The sequence below is a fragment of the Frigoribacterium sp. Leaf172 genome (genome assembly GCF_001424285.1).
In the GTDB taxonomy this organism is placed as follows: domain Bacteria; phylum Actinomycetota; class Actinomycetes; order Actinomycetales; family Microbacteriaceae; genus Frigoribacterium.
This window is the reverse complement of sequence record NZ_LMPB01000003.1, coordinates 102,460-118,742: the sequence shown is the minus strand read 5'-3', so window position 1 is coordinate 118,742 and position 16,283 is coordinate 102,460. Positions and strand designations below refer to the sequence as shown.

Annotated in this window: 17 protein-coding genes; 7 read left to right on the top strand and 10 right to left on the bottom strand. The window is 72.9% G+C overall.

The features are described 5' to 3' along the window. Positions 1–94: 94 nt before the first annotated feature. Entirely contained in the window at positions 95–1,396 is a 1,302-nt protein-coding gene (locus ASF89_RS12090) for a PP2C family protein-serine/threonine phosphatase (protein ID WP_082489992.1), read from the top strand. A 124-nt stretch (positions 1,397–1,520) separates the two neighbouring features. Here the strand turns inward: ASF89_RS12090 and ASF89_RS12085 are convergent, their stop codons facing one another. After that, positions 1,521–2,387, bottom strand: coding sequence for a hypothetical protein (locus tag ASF89_RS12085; RefSeq protein WP_055815124.1), 867 nt, complete (start codon positions 2,385–2,387; stop codon positions 1,521–1,523). A gap of 240 nt (positions 2,388–2,627) precedes the next feature. Between ASF89_RS12085 and ASF89_RS12080 the strand changes: the two genes are divergently transcribed. The 3 genes from ASF89_RS12080 (at position 2,628) to ASF89_RS12070 (ending at position 5,255) form a co-directional block, all read left to right on the top strand. Beyond that, complete coding sequence (locus ASF89_RS12080; RefSeq protein WP_055815121.1) at positions 2,628–3,293, top strand: hypothetical protein; 666 nt, start codon at positions 2,628–2,630, stop codon at positions 3,291–3,293. A 61-nt stretch (positions 3,294–3,354) separates the two neighbouring features. Continuing rightward, positions 3,355–4,260, top strand: a complete 906-nt coding sequence (locus ASF89_RS12075) for an endo alpha-1,4 polygalactosaminidase (RefSeq protein WP_235484116.1) — start codon at positions 3,355–3,357, stop codon at positions 4,258–4,260. 89 nt (positions 4,261–4,349) lie between these two features. Continuing rightward, positions 4,350–5,255: a hypothetical protein gene (locus ASF89_RS12070; RefSeq protein WP_055815119.1), complete on the top strand. Its 906-nt coding sequence runs from the start codon at positions 4,350–4,352 to the stop codon at positions 5,253–5,255. Here ASF89_RS12070 and ASF89_RS12065 read toward each other — a convergent pair. The 3 genes from ASF89_RS12065 to ASF89_RS12055 are packed head-to-tail and all read right to left on the bottom strand — an operon-like array spanning position 5,239 to position 8,782. Next, positions 5,239–6,084 carry a transglutaminase family protein gene (locus ASF89_RS12065; RefSeq protein ID WP_055795159.1) on the bottom strand — a complete coding sequence of 282 codons (846 nt, stop codon included), beginning with the start codon at positions 6,082–6,084 and terminating at the stop codon, positions 5,239–5,241. The two genes, ASF89_RS12070 and ASF89_RS12065, sit on opposite strands and share 17 nt — an antisense overlap. After that, complete coding sequence (locus ASF89_RS12060; RefSeq protein ID WP_055795157.1) at positions 6,081–7,010, bottom strand: alpha-E domain-containing protein; 930 nt, start codon at positions 7,008–7,010, stop codon at positions 6,081–6,083. The genes ASF89_RS12065 and ASF89_RS12060 overlap by 4 nt, the downstream gene beginning before the upstream one ends. Further along, on the bottom strand, positions 7,004–8,782 hold the full coding sequence (locus tag ASF89_RS12055) for a circularly permuted type 2 ATP-grasp protein (RefSeq protein ID WP_055795155.1): 1,779 nt from the start codon (positions 8,780–8,782) through the stop codon (positions 7,004–7,006). Before ASF89_RS12055 ends, ASF89_RS12060 begins: the two co-directional genes overlap by 7 nt. A 282-nt stretch (positions 8,783–9,064) precedes the next feature. On the opposite strand from ASF89_RS12055, the gene ASF89_RS12050 reads away from it, so the two are divergent. Together ASF89_RS12050 and ASF89_RS12045 are read left to right on the top strand one after the other, a co-directional pair. Then, positions 9,065–10,588, top strand: coding sequence for an LPXTG cell wall anchor domain-containing protein (locus tag ASF89_RS12050; RefSeq protein ID WP_156463396.1), 1,524 nt, complete (start codon positions 9,065–9,067; stop codon positions 10,586–10,588). 97 nt (positions 10,589–10,685) lie between these two features. After that, positions 10,686–10,898, top strand: a complete 213-nt coding sequence (locus ASF89_RS12045; RefSeq protein ID WP_055795151.1) for a hypothetical protein — start codon at positions 10,686–10,688, stop codon at positions 10,896–10,898. 116 nt (positions 10,899–11,014) lie between these two features. Here ASF89_RS12045 and ASF89_RS12040 read toward each other — a convergent pair whose 3' ends face one another. Together ASF89_RS12040 and ASF89_RS12035 are read right to left on the bottom strand one after the other, a co-directional pair. Beyond that, a complete protein-coding gene (locus ASF89_RS12040) occupies positions 11,015–11,776 on the bottom strand; it encodes an MBL fold metallo-hydrolase (RefSeq protein WP_235484115.1) in 762 nt (253 codons plus the stop codon). Positions 11,777–11,779: 3 nt separating this feature from the next. Continuing rightward, complete coding sequence (locus ASF89_RS12035; RefSeq protein ID WP_055815113.1) at positions 11,780–12,121, bottom strand: hypothetical protein; 342 nt, start codon at positions 12,119–12,121, stop codon at positions 11,780–11,782. 263 nt (positions 12,122–12,384) lie between these two features. On the opposite strand from ASF89_RS12035, the gene ASF89_RS12030 reads away from it, so the two are divergent. Continuing rightward, positions 12,385–12,708 carry a hypothetical protein gene (locus ASF89_RS12030; protein ID WP_055795147.1) on the top strand — a complete coding sequence of 108 codons (324 nt, stop codon included), beginning with the start codon at positions 12,385–12,387 and terminating at the stop codon, positions 12,706–12,708. 130 nt (positions 12,709–12,838) lie between these two features. Here the strand turns inward: ASF89_RS12030 and ASF89_RS12025 are convergent, their stop codons facing one another. The 4 genes from ASF89_RS12025 to ASF89_RS12010 all read right to left on the bottom strand — a co-directional run bounded on the left by ASF89_RS12025 (position 12,839) and on the right by ASF89_RS12010 (position 16,180). After that, entirely contained in the window at positions 12,839–13,126 is a 288-nt protein-coding gene (locus ASF89_RS12025) for a hypothetical protein (protein ID WP_055795145.1), read from the bottom strand. Between the two features lie 220 nt (positions 13,127–13,346). Then, complete coding sequence (locus ASF89_RS12020; RefSeq protein WP_055815110.1) at positions 13,347–14,303, bottom strand: SDR family NAD(P)-dependent oxidoreductase; 957 nt, start codon at positions 14,301–14,303, stop codon at positions 13,347–13,349. An 83-nt stretch (positions 14,304–14,386) separates the two neighbouring features. After that, entirely contained in the window at positions 14,387–14,998 is a 612-nt protein-coding gene (locus ASF89_RS12015) for a CDP-alcohol phosphatidyltransferase family protein (protein WP_055815105.1), read from the bottom strand. A gap of 132 nt (positions 14,999–15,130) precedes the next feature. Continuing rightward, positions 15,131–16,180 carry a septum formation family protein gene (locus ASF89_RS12010; RefSeq protein ID WP_055815103.1) on the bottom strand — a complete coding sequence of 350 codons (1,050 nt, stop codon included), beginning with the start codon at positions 16,178–16,180 and terminating at the stop codon, positions 15,131–15,133. Positions 16,181–16,283: the final 103 nt, after the last annotated feature.

The following is a 16,283-nucleotide window of genomic DNA, read 5'->3' as shown; positions in this document are numbered from 1 at the left end:
CAGCATCTAAACTGGACGGACCTTTCCACCTCTTCGTGCGACGGGTACCACAGGCACGAAACGGACGGTCACCGCCGCCCGCCATGGAGGACGCATGTCGGATCAGAGCACCACCGGGCCTCGATCACGAGTTCTCACCAGGGCCATCGAGCGCGTGCCCGCGAAGCGCGTGCCGTTCGTCAAGCAGTCGTTCATCGCCCTGCTGATCGCGCTCTCGGCCGTCCTCAGCGTCACCACCCCCTGGCTGATGGTCACGGACGCCCCCGTGATGTGGGCCGGCGTCGTGCTGGCCGTCGCCGCGTTGGGCTTCGCCGAGCTGATCGCCCGAGGCCACGTGTCCCTGCGATGGGAGCTGCTCATCCCCGGGTCCGGCTTCGTCGCCGTCGGGATGCTCCGTCACGGCACCGGCGACAGCCGCTCGGTCTTCTTGAACATCGTGATCCTCGCCATCGTCTGGATGGCGTCGCGCCCCGGTCGAGGACACGTGGTCTTCGCGATGATCGGCTCGCTGGTCACGCTGCTGATGCCGTTCCTGTTCGACCCGTCGGGCCCGCCGTCGAGCGAGGTCGTGCGGTTGGCGCTGTCGCTGATGGTCTACGGCACCCTCGCGGTCGCCGTGAACGAGCTGGCCCGGCAGGCCGAACTGCGCCTCACCCTGTCGCAGGCCCGGCGTCGCGCCGTGCAGGGCGAGCTCGACCGAGCAGCCGTGGTGCAGCAGTCGCTGCTGCCGCCCGACGCGTCGACGCTGCCCGCCTCCTTTTCGGTGTACGGCGCCTGCGTGCCGGCCCGCACCGTCGGCGGTGACTTCTTCGACTGGTACCCCACCGACGACGGCATCGCCATCACGCTCGGCGACGTCATGGGCAAGGGCGTCGGCGCCGGCATGATCGCCGCCGCCGTGCGCTCGGTCATCCGCAGCTCGGCCGACGAGCCCGACCCCGCGGCCGCCCTGCGGCGCGCCTCCGCCGGAGTCGAGACCGGAGCCGACATCGAGACGCAGTTCACGACGTGCTTCCATGCCCGCATCGGCATGGACGGGGTCATCCACTGGGCCGACGCCGGGCACGGCCTCGCCGTGCTGCGTCGCGCCGACGGCCGGGTCGAGCGTCTGCGCTCGCTGAACCTGCCCATCGGCATCGGCTCCGAGTGGACCACGTTCACCACGCAGGCCCAGGCCGGCGACACGCTCATCTGCGTCAGCGACGGCGTGCTCGACCTCTACGACGACGAGCTGGAGGCGGTCAACCGCTTCGAGGACCTCGTCCGCCGGACGCCGGGCGCGGCCGAGATCGTGCAGTCGATCGCGAACACGGCCGGAGCCGAGGAGCGCCCCGACGACGTCACCGTCATGGCGGCGACGTTCGAGCCGGCGCGCACCAGCCAGCCTCGCGCCTAGCAGGCGGCGCCGGCGACCCGCGCCGCCCGCCGCGACGGACGACCAGCGTCACCCGCCGCGACGGACGATGCGCGTCGCCGAGAGGGCGACGCGCATCGGGGACCGCGGGGGCTCCGACGGAGCTCTACCGGTCGAAGAAGTCGCTGAGCCCGGGGATCTGGAAGTTCGAGCCGAACTCGCTCGCCTGCTCGCCGAGACCGCTGGCCTGCTCGCCCAAGCCGCTCGCCTGCTCGCCGAGGCCGCCGACGAACTCCTCGCCGCTCGCGGCCAGGCCGTCGAGGCCCTCGAATCCGCCGGCGAACTGCTCGAAGTCGACGCCGTTCGCGAGCGCGTCGCCGAGCATCGGCGCGGCCACGGCGCTGAGGGCGGCGCCACCGGCCACGGCGACGGCCAGCCCGCCCAGCGCGCCGATGCCGATGCCCGCTGCGGCGCCGGCGCCGACCTTGCCGCCCGTGCTGCCGAGCACGCGCTTCATGAGTCCAGGGCGGGCGACCTCGCCGCGTGTGGCCGACCGGGCGAGGTCGGCGGGGCTGCTCGAGGCGGGACGGTCCGCCGGCGACTCGGCCGTCAGACGGGCGAGCACCTGCTCGCGCTGCTCGGGCGTCAGGCGCTCGAACGCGTCGCGGTGCACCTGCTCGAGCTGCTGCGGAGGTGCCGTCTGCAGCAGGTAGTCGTACTTCGCGAGGGCCTGACGGTCGGCCGCCGACATCGACGACCCGCCGCGCGAGGGGTTCCCGCCCTGGGCCGGGACCCGACGAGGGTCGCCCTGACCCGCCCCGTACGGCTGGCCCTGCCGGCCCTGCACGCCGTACTGACCCTGCTGCCCCTGCCTGCCGTCCCCGCGGTCGTCGCCGGTCACCTTGTCGGAGACCTTGCGCACCATGTCGCGCCAGTCGGTCGAGCCCGAGCCCGACCCCGAGCCGCCGCGGCCCTGGTTCGAGTTGCCGAGCGCGCGGGCGGCCGCGCCGATGAGTCGTGAGAAGTCAGCCATGAGGCGATCGTGTCGGCTCCAGATCGGTAAAGCCCACGCATCGACCGTGCAACCGCCCGGAACGTGCGGGGTGTGCACGAGTCGGCGCGTCACCCGTCGCCGCCCGATCGTTACGCGGCGATCCCGGCCGGGGACTACATTCGCACCAGGAGAGCACGCCTTCGCGCGCCTCCTGAACCGATCCGCGAACGGAGGTGCCCCATGAGTCGAGCGAGCGCTGCGGTCACCGCAGGACTCACCATGACCACCGCCGGCGTGCTGGTCTCGGTCGCCTCCACGTTCCGTCTCGCGCAGATGGGACTCTTCGGCGACGACTACCTCGCGTTCACCGACCTCGACTTCGAGGCGGTCGCGTTCGCGCTGCTCGGTGTCGGTCTCGTCGTCGCCGGTCTCGCCCTCGCGCTCGTCGGGGTCGTCGACCGGACTCTGGGGGCGCTGCCACCCGGCTCCGACGGCACGTTCGACGAGGACCCTGCCGAGGAGGCGCGACCCGCCACCTCCGACGCCCCTGTCGCCCCCGCGGACGGCTCGCCCGTCGACGCACCCCCGTCGAGCGTGCTGAGCGGGCCGGGGTCGGCCGACCGCCTCAGGGCTCGAGGCGCCGCCCTCGCATCCGGCGCGGCGCCGTTGGCCCGATCGTCGTGGGAGCGCGTGCGCAGCACCGGGCGCACCGCCGGAGACGGCGTGCGGCGCGCCTCCGCCGCCGCCGCCGGGCTCGCGCGAGAGAACTCGCGGGCCCTCGGCGCCGCACGCGAGAGCGCGCGGTCGAACCGGGAGCGTCAGGATCTCGAGCGCGAGCAGGCCTCCGCCGAGGCGCGGGCGAGGTTCCTCGTCGCGCGCGACGCTCCGACCGCGGCGCCGACGTCGACGACCGCCGAGACGCCCACTCGCACGCCTGCGGGCTGACGCGCCGACGATCACGGCCCCTCGACCCTCCGACGGCGAGACGCTGACCTAGGCTCTGACCGTGAAGCAGTCCCCCGTCGTACCCCCTCCCGTCCGATCCGGCCGTCGGCGTCTCGACGCCCGGGGCCGTCGCATCGGGGCGGCCGTGCTGACGGCCACCGCGCTCGTGCTCGGCGCGACCGCCTGCTCGGCGGGGGCGGGCGACGCGTCGACCCGCGCCTCCTCGTCCGAGGCCGCCGACATCGGCCTGCCACCCGCGGGAGCCCGCTTCGACTACCAGCTGGGAGGCGCGTCGCCCGTCCCCGACGGAGCCGCCGTCGTCGCCCGCGACAGCACCGAGGCGCCCGCCGCCGACGCGTACGGCGTCTGCTACGTCAACGGATTCCAGACGCAGCCGGGCGTCGACTGGCCGCGCGACCTGCTCGTCCGTCTGCCCGGCGGCGAGCCCCTGGTCGACCCGGGCTGGCCCGACGAGCACCTGCTCGACATCGCGACCGACGTGAACCGCCAGGCCATCGCCGCACGCCAGGCCGAGACGATCACCGCCTGCGCCGATGCCGGCTACCAGGCCGTCGAGTTCGACAACCTCGACTCGTGGACCCGATCGGAGGGCGCCTTCGACGAAGAGGACGCCGTGGCGTTCGCCACCCTGCTCGTCGCCGAGGCGCACGACGCCGGGCTCGCCGCGGCCCAGAAGAACTCCGCCGATCTCGCGGCCCGGGGGCGCGACGAGATCGGCTTCGACTTCGCGGTCACCGAGGAGTGCGATCTGTTCGACGAGTGCGACGCCTTCACCGACGTCTACGGCGGACTCGTCTTCGACATCGAGTACACCGACGACCTGCGGGGCACGGCCGACGAGGTGTGCGCACGCGTCGACGCACTCGACACCGCGCCGTCGACCATCGTGCGGGACCGCGACCTCGTGCCGGCGGACGAGCCGGGCTACTCGTACACCGCCTGCTGACCCGGGTTCGGCGGCGGGTTCGGCATCGCCCGCCCGGCGGCCAGGATGGCGGAGGGGTGGCCAACACCGCTCCGCTCTAGACTCGCGGGATGAGGCGTCATCTCCGCTGGGTCGTGCCGCTCGCGGCCGGTGCCGCGGGTGTCATCGCGCTCCTCCTGCTCTCGTCAGCCGCCTCCGCCGCGACGGCCGACGGCACGGTCACCGCGATGTCGTTCGCGTCTCCGGCCCTCGCGCTGGCCGTCCCCGCGGTCGCCGCCGTCGCGATCGTCCTCACGGTGCGGGGCGCGCTCCGCACCTTCCGGGACTGGCGCCATCGGACCGGCCGCCTCACCGCGGCCGAGCGCGGCGCCGAGCTCGCCCGGGTCGACCGGTGGACCGCGAGCGAGATCGCGTGGCGAGACGCACGGCACCTGCGCGGCAGCCTGCTCGAGCACCGCGTCCCGCCGACGATCGCCGTCTGGGAGGTCGTGCCGCAGCCCGGCGAGGTCTTCTTCTACGACCTCCCCGTCGAGTACGAGCGCTACTACGGGCAGAGCGTCGCACCCGGCGGCGGTCCGCGCTTCTTCTTCGGCAGCCCCGCGGCGATGCTCGCCGGGCTCGCGGTCTCGACGGTGAGCAGCGCGTCGGCCCGACGGAGCGCCGAGGCGCAGGCCCGTGACCAGTGGCGCGAGCACCAGCACGGGCGACTCGTCGTCTCGAACCAGCGGCTCATCTGCCTGGCCGGCGGGCAGTGGCTGAGCTTCCCCTACTCGGCGATGACGGCCGTCCACCCCGAGATCGCCGACTGGGCCCTGGTGTGCGAGTTCGACGGCCTGAGCGCCCCCCTGCGCCTCCGCGGCGTCGCCGTGCCCCTCGCCGCGGTGATGACCCTGTTCGGCACGCACGGCCTCGACGGCGTGGCGAACCACCCCGGCCTCCGACGGCTCGACGCCGACCTGGCGACGACGGGCACCGGCACCGCCACCGGTGCCCCGCCCCTCACGCCTCCCGGGTGATCTCGACCGTCACGAACAGCGTCGAGTTCGACGACCCCGCGTACACGCCGCGCAACGGCGGCACGTCGCGGTAGTCGCGCCCCTGCCCGACGATGACGTGCCGCTCGCCGATGTCGATCAGGTTGGTCGGGTCGTAGCCGCGCCACGATCCGCAGTAGTACTCGACCCACGCGTGCGACTCGCCCGTGACGGTCTCGCGCAGCTCGGCGGCCGGCTTCGGGTGCAGGTAGCCGCTGACGTACCGTGCGGGGATGCCCACGGCGCGCAACGCGCCCACGGTGATGTGGGCGATGTCCTGGCAGACCCCGGCCCGCGCCTCCCAGGCTTCGGAGGCGGTCGTCTTCACGTTCGTCACCCCGGGCAGGTAGGCGACCGCGTCGCCGAGCTGCTCGCAGATCGCGAGCCCGGCGGCGCGGGGCGACGAGGCCTTCGCCGCGGTCTCGCGGGCCAGGGCGACGAGCTCGGCGGGCGGCCGGGTGAGCGGCGTCTGCTCGAGGTGCTCGACGAACTCGGTGGTCGCCCCCGCGACGGCGGCGAGCTCGGTCCAGTCCATCTCGGAGTCGGGGTGCTCGAGCGGGCGCACCTCGACGAGCGACGTCGCCGTCAGCGAGAGCTCGCGGTGCGGCAGCAGCACCTCGAACGACGACACCCGGGTGCCCCAGTAGTCGATGTACTCGTGCGTGGCCGCGACCGGCTCGATGCGCAGATGCGACGACAGCACGAACTGGCCCTCGGTGTGGGCCGGCAGCATGCGCGCCTCGTTGTAGCTCGCGACGGCCTCGCCCCGGTACGAGAAGCCGGTCCGGTGGCGGATCCGCAGGCGGCTCACGAGCGCTCACCGACCCAGGTGGGCGCCGCGCTGGTGGGGAAGTACCGCTGACGGATCGCCTCGGAGGCGGCGCTCGTCGCCTCCTGCACGACGTCCATCTGACCGGGCAGGTCGTCGAGGATCTGCCCGATGGGCTTGTACTCGAGCTCGCTGCGCATCTGACCGAGGATGCGCACCCCGCTGTCCGAGGCCGCCACCCGGTGGTTCGACGGCTCGACCTCGCGCAGGCAGGCCTCGGCGCGACTGATCGCGAACAGGACGCTGCGGGGGAACAGCCGGTCGAGCAGCAGGAACTCGGCGGCGTTGCGAGCGCTCGGCACCCCCTTGTAGGTGCGCAGGTACGCCTCGTAGGCGCCGCACGAGCGGAGGATGGTCGTCCACGACGGGCCGGACGCCTCGGTGAGCGTGCGCGTCGCCAGCAGCCGGGCGGTCATGTCGGCGCGCTCGATCGACCGGCCGAGGGTGAAGAACTGCCACACCTCGTCGCGGCTGGTGGCCGACTCGATGATGCCGACGGCGAGGGCGCTGCGCTCGCGCACCCACCCGAAGAACTCGTGCACCTTGTCGTCGGCGACCTTGCGCGGCATGCGGGCCCGGGTGGTGTTCAGGCACTCCCAGAGCTCGGTCGAGACGATCTCGCGGGCCCGCCTCGCGTTCTCGCGCGCGGCGCCGAGCGAGTACGCGATCGACGCCGGGTTGTGACGGTCGACGGCGAGCATCGAGAGCACGTCGCCCCGCGTCAGCTCGACATCGGCGGGGGCCTCGCTGCCCATCACCGCGAGGAGGCTGCGGCAGGCGGTGTCCTCCTCGATCCACGGGTCCTCCAGCAGCAGCTGCAGGTGGACGTCGAGGATGCGCGCGGTGCCGTCCGACCGTTCGATGTACCGGCCGATCCAGAACAGGCTCTCGGCGATGCGGCTCAGCATGACGTTCCTTCCGACGTGGTGACCCCGGGGTCGGGGCGGGGGCCCGCAGGAGGCGCGGCGCGGCCTCGTGGGCCGACCCGCGCCTCCCGGGCCTGTTGCTGCTGCTCCTGGTGCTCCTGCTGCTGCTGCGCCTGCTGGTCGTTGCGCGGGTCGTCCTGAGGGGCGTGATCGGGGCTGTGGTCGCCGTGGTGCGCCGACGCGTCGACGATCGGGATCGACTGGGTCGGCGTCGTCTGCTCGGCGATCAGCGCGCTGACGTCGTGTCCGGCCCAGGCGTTGACGTCGCCGCCGACGATCCAGGTGTCCTTCGAGCCGCCGCCCTGACTGCTGTTGACGACCAGCTGGCCCTCGGGCAGGGCCACCCGGGTGAGCCCGCCGGGCAGCACCCAGACGTCGTCGCCGTCGTGCACGGCGAAGGGCCGCAGGTCGGCGTGCCGGGGGCGGAGTCCCTCGTCGACGAGGGTCGGGATGGTGCTCAGCTGCACGACCGGCTGCGCGATCCAGCCGCGCGGGTCGGCGAGCAGCTGCGACCGCAGCACGTCGAGCTCGCGACGGCTGGCGGCCGGCCCGACGACCAGCCCCTTGCCGCCCGAGCCGTCGACGGGCTTCACGACGAGCTCGTCGAGGCGGTCGAGCACCTCGTCGAGGGCGCCCGGGTCCTCGAGACGCCAGGTGCGGACGTTCGGGAGGAGCGCCTCCTCGCCGAGGTAGTAGCGGATCAGCTCGGGCAGGTACGTGTAGACGAGCTTGTCGTCGGCGACCCCGTTGCCGACCGCGTTCGCGATCGTCACGGTGCCGAGACGAGCCGCCATCAGGAGGCCCGGCGAACCGAGCACGGAGTCGGCCCGGAACTGCAGCGGGTCGAGGAACTCGTCGTCGACCCGGCGGTAGATGACGTCGACCCGCTCGGGGCCGCCGGTCGTCCGCATGAACACCCGGCCGCCCGAGCAGTAGAGATCGCGGCCCTCGACGAGCTCGACGCCCATCAGACGCGCCAGCAGGGTGTGCTCGTAGTACGCCGAGTTGAAGACCCCCGGGGTCAGCACGACGACGGTCGGCTCGTCGACGCCCGACGGCGCGCTCTTCTTCAGGGCCGACAGCAGACGGTTCGGGTAGTCGCCGACCGGGCGCACCCGCATCGAGACGAACAGCTCGGGCAGCGTCTGGGCCATGACGCGGCGGTTCGAGATGACGTAGCTGACACCGCTCGGCACCCGCACGTTGTCTTCGAGCACGCACCAGGCGCCCGCCTCGTCGCGCACGAGATCGATGCCCGAGACCTGGATGCGCACGCCGTTGGCCGGCTCGATGCCCGCCGCCTGACGATGGAAGTGGCTCGACGAGGTCAGCAGGCTCGCGGGGATGACGCCGTCGGCGACCGCCCGCTGCGCGCCGTAGACGTCGGACAGGAACGCCTCGAGCGCCTTGACCCGCTGCGCGATGCCCGCCTCGACGCCCGACCACTCGTCGTGCTCGACGACCCGCGGCACGGCGTCGAGGGGGAACGGGCGCTCCTCGCCCGCGAAGTCGAACGTGACGCCCTGCGCGAGGTACGAGTCGGCGAGCGCCGCCGTCCGACCGCGCAGGTCGTCCTGCGTCATGCCCTCGAGGGTCGCGTGGATGTCGGCGTAGGCGCGGCGGGCCTGCCCGTCGGTGTCGAACATCTCGTCCCAGGCACGCGGCGCGACCCGCGCGCTCTCGACCACGCGCCTCCTCCTGCCCGTGCCGCCGCCGGTGGCCGTGGCCGCGTATCCGCTGAAGAGGTCGCCCATGGCATGACGGTAGCGAGGCGGTGTTGCGAGGGTGTTTCCGGTGGGCGGCGGGGGTGTTGCGCAGCCGCGCGTCCGTCGTGCGGTACCTCTGGTGCGCCGCTCTGATGAGGCCCCCTCATCCGAGCGGACGACTTCGTGTAACGGAACCGCAACAGGTGGTTCGGTCGACGGAGGGGCGACGTAGCGTCGAGCACGTCGGCGTCGGGATCACCGGGCCGGCGGTTCTCGCCCTCGGTGGATCCGGGCGGTTCGCAGGGGACGATCCACACGAAGGGCTTCATCATGAACACCACCTGGCAGAAGGCGCTCGCCATCCCTGCGACCGTGTCGATCGCTCTCGGGGGCGCGCTGATCTCGGTCGGCCCCGCTCTGGGCGCCGAGCCCGCCGCCGCACCGACCGCCGAGGTGTCGGAGGGCGCGACTCCCGAGGTCGAGGCTCCCGCCACGGACGCTCCTGTCGAGACGCCCGTCGCCGACGAGGCCGTCACCGACGAGGCCGTCACCGACGACGCGCCGATCGGCGCCGCCGCCATCGCGGCCGCCCCGGTCGTCACGAGCCCCCGCTCCGGACAGACCGTCGGCGTGACCCCGGAGGACGGCGGCACCGCCACCACCGCGCCGCTCGCCTTCACCGGCACGGCGCAGCCGGGCTCCGTGGTCAAGCTCCGCCTCGACCCGGCCTCCTCGGTCTCGCCCGTCCGCTACGCCGAGGTCCCGGTCGCCGCCGACGGCGCGTGGTCGACGACGCTCACGCTCGCGAACACGACCTGGAAGCTCACCAGCCGTCAGTACGAAGCCGGTGCCGACGGCTCCCCCGTGGGAGCCGCCTCGCCCGAGACGGTGTTCTCGTTCACGCTCGAGACGGCGTTCCGGGCGACGCCCGCCGCCCCGGTCATGATCACGCCGGTCGACGGCGCGCAGATCGAGCCGACCGCGATCGACGGGGCCGTCGGCGACAGCGGGCCCGTCCGGATCGTCATCACCGGCGTCCCGGGGGCGAAGGCCGAGTTCTCGTACCGCGAGATCGGCGGCAACCGCTACCGCACCGCTGTTCCGGAGCCCACGATCCCGGCCTCGGGGACCCTCGTCTACGACGCCGTCATCCCCTCGGGCAAGTGGCGCATCAGCACCCGCCAGTACCTCGTGTCGCCCAGCGGCCTGCAGCTCAGCGAGAAGTCGCCCGTCTCGGGCGGTCGGGCGATCGACCTGCGCCCGGTCACGCTGGCCGCGCCGACCATCACGACGCCCCGCGACGGCGGTCGCATCGTGGCGGACGTCGAGTACCCGCAGGACACCTTCCCCGTCCCCGAAGGGCACGTCGGGCTGTACGACCCCGCCGCCGCGTTCGACGTCCAGGGGACCGGCACGCCCGGCGGATGGGTCGAGCTGACCCTCGCCGACGGCCAGGTCATCTCGGCGCGGGTCGACCCCTCGGGCGCCTGGTCGGTGCACAGCGTCGAACGGCCCGGTGAGCTCCGCTACACGGCCCGCGCGGTCACCTACGCCGACGACTCGCGGCCGGTCGACGCCGAGGTGCGCCGCATCTCCCCCACCGTGTCGACCTCGTTCTCCGTCGTCACCGCCGACGGCGAGAGCGCCCCGGGCGTCGTCCCCGCCGGCACCGGAGGGGCGCAGGGCACCCCGGCCGGCTCCGGCAGCGGGACCGCGACGGGCACCGGCACCGGTGGCGACCTGGCCTACACCGGCACCGACGAGGGCACCGCGACGCTCGGCCTGATCGGCGGGCTGCTCGTCGCCCTCGGCCTCGGCGCGCTCGTCGTCGCCCGCCGTCGCCGCTCGGCCTGACCGCCGCCGTCGGCCGCCTCCGGCCCGGGTGGACACGCGCCCAGGCCGGAGGACTACCGTCGTATCGACACCAGATCGCCCACCGGGAGGACCCTCAATGCGTTTCCGTTACCTCGTCATCGCCGTCATCGCGTTCATCGCGTACACCTACGGAGCCAAGGCCGGAAAGGGTCGTTACAAGGAGATCTCGAACTACCTCGGCTCGTTCTGGAACGACCCCAAGGTCAAGAAGGCCCGCAAGGCCGCCAAGAAGGACGTGCTGAAGGCCCGCAAGGCCGCCGTCAAGAAGGCCCACAAGCTCGGCAGCTGACTCACGCCGACGACGAGACCCCCGTGTTCGCACGGGGGTCTCTCTCGTGGGGGCGCCGATCGGCGCCTGCGGCAGCGGCGACCGTCACGGCGGCAGCCGCAGCGCAGCGCAGCGACTCAGTGGGCTCCGCGACGGCGCGCGAGCTCGACCGCGCGGCCCACGCCCTCCCGCCACGGGGCGCCGTGCCCGGGCAGCACGACGCCGGCCCCGGTCGCGACGAGGGCGTCGAGCGAGGCCAGGGCCGCGTCGCTGTCGGCCGTCGCCGCCCCCGCGACGATCTGCGGACCCCGCTCGCCGGTGTAGGGATCGAGGGTCACGAGCGCGTCGCCGACGATGACGGCGTCGCGATCGGGCAGGTGCAGGGCGATGTGCCCGTCGGTGTGACCCGGGGTGGGGATGACGACGGCCCCGGTGGGCAGAGGGGTGTCCGATCCGAGGGGCCGCGTGTCGCGCACGCCGCGCACGGCGAGGGCCCCGGCGAGGGTCATCCGGGCGAGTGCCGGCAGGGCGGCCCTGTGCTCGACCGGGTACCGCCAGCGCGGCCTCTCGTGCCGGTACGCGTAGGGATGGGCCGCGAGACGCGCATCGGCGTCGTGCACCCAGACGGGCAGGCCCCAGCGACGCCGCACCTGCCGAGCGCAGCCGACGTGATCGAAGTGCGCATGCGTGAGCAGCACCCCGTCGACGTCGTCGCGTCCGTGACCGGTCTCGAAGAGGGCCTGCAGGAGGTGCGGCCACGCGGCGGGGAGGCCCGCGTCGACGACGAGCACCCGGTCGTCGTGCTCGACGAGGTAGAGGTTCGTGTCGGCGACCTCGAGCCGGTGCACCCCGGCGACGACGTCGCGCTCGAGCACTGCGGAGGGGCGGAGGAGCACCACGGGTCAGCCCGGGAACTCGTCGTAGTCGTCGCGCAGCATCTCGTCGTCGTCGAGCGAGCCGCCGTGCGGGGGCCGGGCGAGTCGCCCGATGCGCTCGCGCATGTGCTCCTCGGCGGCGGTGTTGTCGGGCTCGGGCAGAGTGCTCGTCGTCGTCTCGCTCATGAGCGGGGACCCCTCGCCGATCAGGAACGTGGCGTCGACCTCGTCGCCGTCGGAGCTGATGGCGTGGATCGAGATCGAGTCGCTCGTGCCGTCCGAGCCGAGCGCCGCGGCGTACTCGAGCAGGAGATCGGCCGTGGCATCGCCGAGGAGGAGGGACTTCTCGGCATACGTGATGTGCTTCATGCGCCCGACGGTAGGCGGAGGGGCGGTTTCGAGCCGACCCTTGACATCAGGGGCGGGGTCCGTCAGCGGGTGGAACGGATGGAGGCCGCGGGCGAGGCGGGCGGCAGATCGCATAGCCGAACCTCAGCCTGCTCCACAACCCCTCCGGGGCAGTTCTGTGCCGGACGGTATCCTTCTGGACGAGGGATCCGCTCACGCGGAGGCCGTCGTACAGTGCCTGCCTCCGGGGCCGGCGGGTGCCGATCAGGGAGCGAGGCGATGTCATGGGAAGCCTGACATACGACCATTCCCTGTCCGTCGAGTTCGACGATCGGGTTCTCGGGCACCTGCAGCTCGTGATCGGTGCGAAGCTGCGCCGCAATGAGTCGTTCTACTTCTCGTGGCGCGACGACCAGCGGGTCGGTGACGGGCGCACCACCATCTGGGTCCACCCCACCATCTCGCTGGTGTTCAAGTACTACGGCAGTCGGATGCCCGCGGTGAACCGGGACTGGCTCATCGCCCTCGAGCAGTCCGCGAACAGCAACGGCGGGCTCCAGATCCTGGAAGAGCCGAACTCGCCGGCCGGGCCGAGGGGCGACCGCTGAGCATGAAGCCGCATCACCCTGCGCTCCGGAGGCACGGACGAGGGGTCGGCCTCGCGGTCACCGGGATCGCCGATGACGGGAGCATCGACCGAGGCGGTCCGCTCGGCGTGGGGTCGAGCCGAGCACGGGCCTAGGCCGGACTGCCGCCGAACGCGTCGAAGTCGAGGTCGTAGTCGGTGCGCGGAGTCTCGTCCTCCCACTCCTGCAGCTCGTCCGACGTGTGCTCCTGCTCTTCGAAGCGCACCGGTGTGTGCGGAGTCATGAGCACGGACACCTTGCCGAGGCCGATGGGTGTGAAGACGATGAAGTCGGCGACCCCGCGGGCCGTCTCGAGGATCTGCTTCTTCAGCGCCTCGATGTCCTCGTCGGGTTCGAGGTAGAACATCTGGCTGTCGATGCGCAGCTTGTTGATCAGCATTGTGCCCTTTGTGGTCGCAGCTTCCGCGACCGACGCTCATCACCGGGGGCTGGAGTGACGAGTGATGGGTTCACGTGCGACCTGATCAACACTAGGCCCCGTGAGCGCCGACGCGAGCGGCTTGACAACGACGCGGCGATGCGCAGTCCCTCGGCGGGCGGAGGCGCGGTGCGGGCGATCGAGACCCCTCCTCGTCCGCCTCTCCGGTCGGCGTGAGCGGTCAGGCGAGCAGCCCCTCGCTGAGATCCCACAGGCGGTCGGCCTCCTCGGGATCGAGCGCGTAGCGCTTCACGCCGCGACCGGGGGCGTCGTCGCGGAACGGCTCCGCCTCGGCGACGTCCTCGAAGTAGCGCGCCCCCACGCCCTCGACGAGCGGGTGCACGGCGGCGAGGACCGAGGTCGCCGCGCCCTGCTCGGTCGTCTTGAACGCCGGGTTCGGGGTGCCGTCGGCGTCGATCCAGCCGCGGTCGATCATCTCCTGCTTCGGCAGGTGACGCTGCAGCGGGGTGATGATGCCGCCGGGGTGGACGGCGTTCGCGAGCACGCCGTCATCCGCCCAGCGAGCCGTGACCCCGACCGCGAAGAGCGAGTTCGCCGTCTTCGACTGCCCGTAAGCCGCCCACGGGTCGTACGCGCGTCGCTCGAACATGACGTCGTCGAACACCACGGGTGACATGTGGTGCCCCGTCGAGCTGAGCGACACGAGCCGTGACGGCGACCCCGAGGCCTCCGCACCCGCGACGAGTGCGCCACGAAGCGCGGTCGCGAGGGCGAAGTGCCCCAGGTGGTTGTTGCTGAACTGCAGCTCCCACCCCTCGGGCGTGCGCGTCTCGGGGGTCGCCATCACGCCGGCGTTGTCGATCAGCACGTCGAGCGGCCCCTGCCAGTCGTCGGCGAAGGCCCGCAGGGTGTCGCGCTTCTGCAGGTCGAGGTAGGCGACCCGGACCTCGCCGGAGTCGGTGGAGCCCGCGATGCCGGCCCGCACCTCCTCGGCCTGCTCCAGGTTGCGGGCGGCGATGGTGACGTCGGCTCCGGCCGAGACCAGGGCCCGGACGGTCTCGACGCCGATCCCCGACGACCCTCCGGTGACGACGACGCGGGTGCCGGTCAGGTCGAGGCCCTCGACGACCTCGCGTGCGGTGGTGCCGGCGGTGAACGGTGTGGTGATGCGAGTCATGGAGGGGACGCTACGCCGTCCCGTCGAGACGCCGGTGAGGGTCGGACGCCGGAGCGCAGGAGGCGCGGGTCGCGCCGACCCGGTCAGTCGTGGGCGCGCAGACGCCGGGTCAGCGCCACGGCGTAGACGACGGCGGCGACGTAGTGCCCGATCAGCCCGATGACGAGCAGGACTCCGGCGACGGTCTCGGTCGTCCGCCCGGCGGACTCCAGCCCCGCGACCCCGTCGACCCGGCCCTGATCCACCAGAGCGACCCCGACGAGCAGCAGCAGCAGACCCGTGAAGATGAACGCGGTGCGGACCTTGCCGATCCAGGTGACGGGGAACGACGCCCCGCCGAACGCGACCAGCGACACGATGCTCAGCAGCACGTCCGGCAGCAGGATCAGCACGAACACCGGCCAGCTGAGCAGCCCGCCGAGCGCGAACGCGGCGACGACCGCGATGACGGTGAGCCGATCGGCGACGGGGTCGAGCCATTTGCCGAGCTCGGAGATCGCGCCCGTCCGGCGAGCGACGAACCCGTCGACGAAGTCGGTCAGGAACACGATCGCGATGACGACCATCGACGACCAGTAGTGCTCGTCGACGATCAGGACGATGAAGACGGGGAGCAGCAGGAGGCGCACCAGGGTGATCGCGTTCGGCACCGTCCGCCACTCGTCCTGGCGGAACAGTCGATCGACGAGCGTCACGCGGCGTCCTCTCGCTCGGGCGTCGACCAGGTGGCGACGTGTTCGGTGAATCGATCCTACGGGGCCGAGCCGCGCCTCCTCGGGGCAGAGCCGCGCCTCCTCCGGGGCCGAGCCGCACCTCCTCGGGGCGGGTCAGCCGCTGAAACCGCGCAGGCTGCTCGACACGAGGCGGCCCTCGACGTAGACGTAGCAGCTGATGACCCGGTCGCCCGCGCGCCACCCCTCCTCGGTCGGCTGGAGGAAGTCGTACTCGACGACCGAGCTCTCGTAGTCGAGCCCGACGAAGTCCGGGAAGGCCTCGAAGCAGAGCTGGTCGGACGTCTCGGTCAGGGCCTGCTCGCCGGGGAACTCCGTCGCGGCGGCCTCGCTCTCGAAGAACACCTCGTTGTCGTGCGGCACGGTGCACTCCACGCGCTCGACCTCGACGACCACTCCCCCGGTCGTGCCGCTGCCGAACGAGAAGCAGTCGCCGAGCCGGAGCTGGTCGACGGGCGTGCCCGATCCGCTGCCGCCCGCGCCTCCGTCACCCGCGCCTCCGTCCGGCCCGGCCGAGCCGCCGCGGAGACCGCTGCTCGACGCCGCCTCGACGACACCGCGCACCGCCTGGATGAGACCGACCGACGACAGCCCGAGCATGATGATGACGACCACGGCCACCACGGCGACGAGCGGCCGGCGGCGACGCAGCGGGCTCGGCGACCCCTCGGGCGACGGCTGCCAGAGCCCGTCGGGCCCGTACGCCTGATCGCGGGGGATGTACGGGGCGGGGGTCGGCGCGCCGAACGACGACGGCGAGGGGATCGCGGGAGGCGCGGGTCGGCGAGCGAGGACCGCCGGCGCATCCGCCTCATCCGGACCGACGGCCTCGACCCAGCGCCCCACGGAGGCGACGACCGCGTCGACGACCACGGCCTGATCGCTGTGGAGGGGCAGCCCGAGCCGCTCGACCGAGCGTTCGGCCACCGGCGTCACACCGGCCGCGTCGGCCGAGAGGCCGGCGACGAACCACTCGCGCCCGTCGTCGGCGAGGTCGAGGTAGAGCCGGTGCCCGAGCCGCAGCCGCAGGGCCGCGCCGCCGGGCAGGTAGTCGGAGGGGCGCCCGTCGATCTCGACACCCGGCAGAGCCCGCCGGAGCCGGGCCGCCAGCTGGTCGAACAGCGGCGGCAGGTACGAGTTCGTCACGGTCTTCTCCTCGCGGCGGATGCGGTGCCGCCCGATGATCGTATCCGGCGGCGGTCGGGCGCCTCCGGGGAGCGCGCCCGCCCGAGGGCGTCGGTCAGGAGAT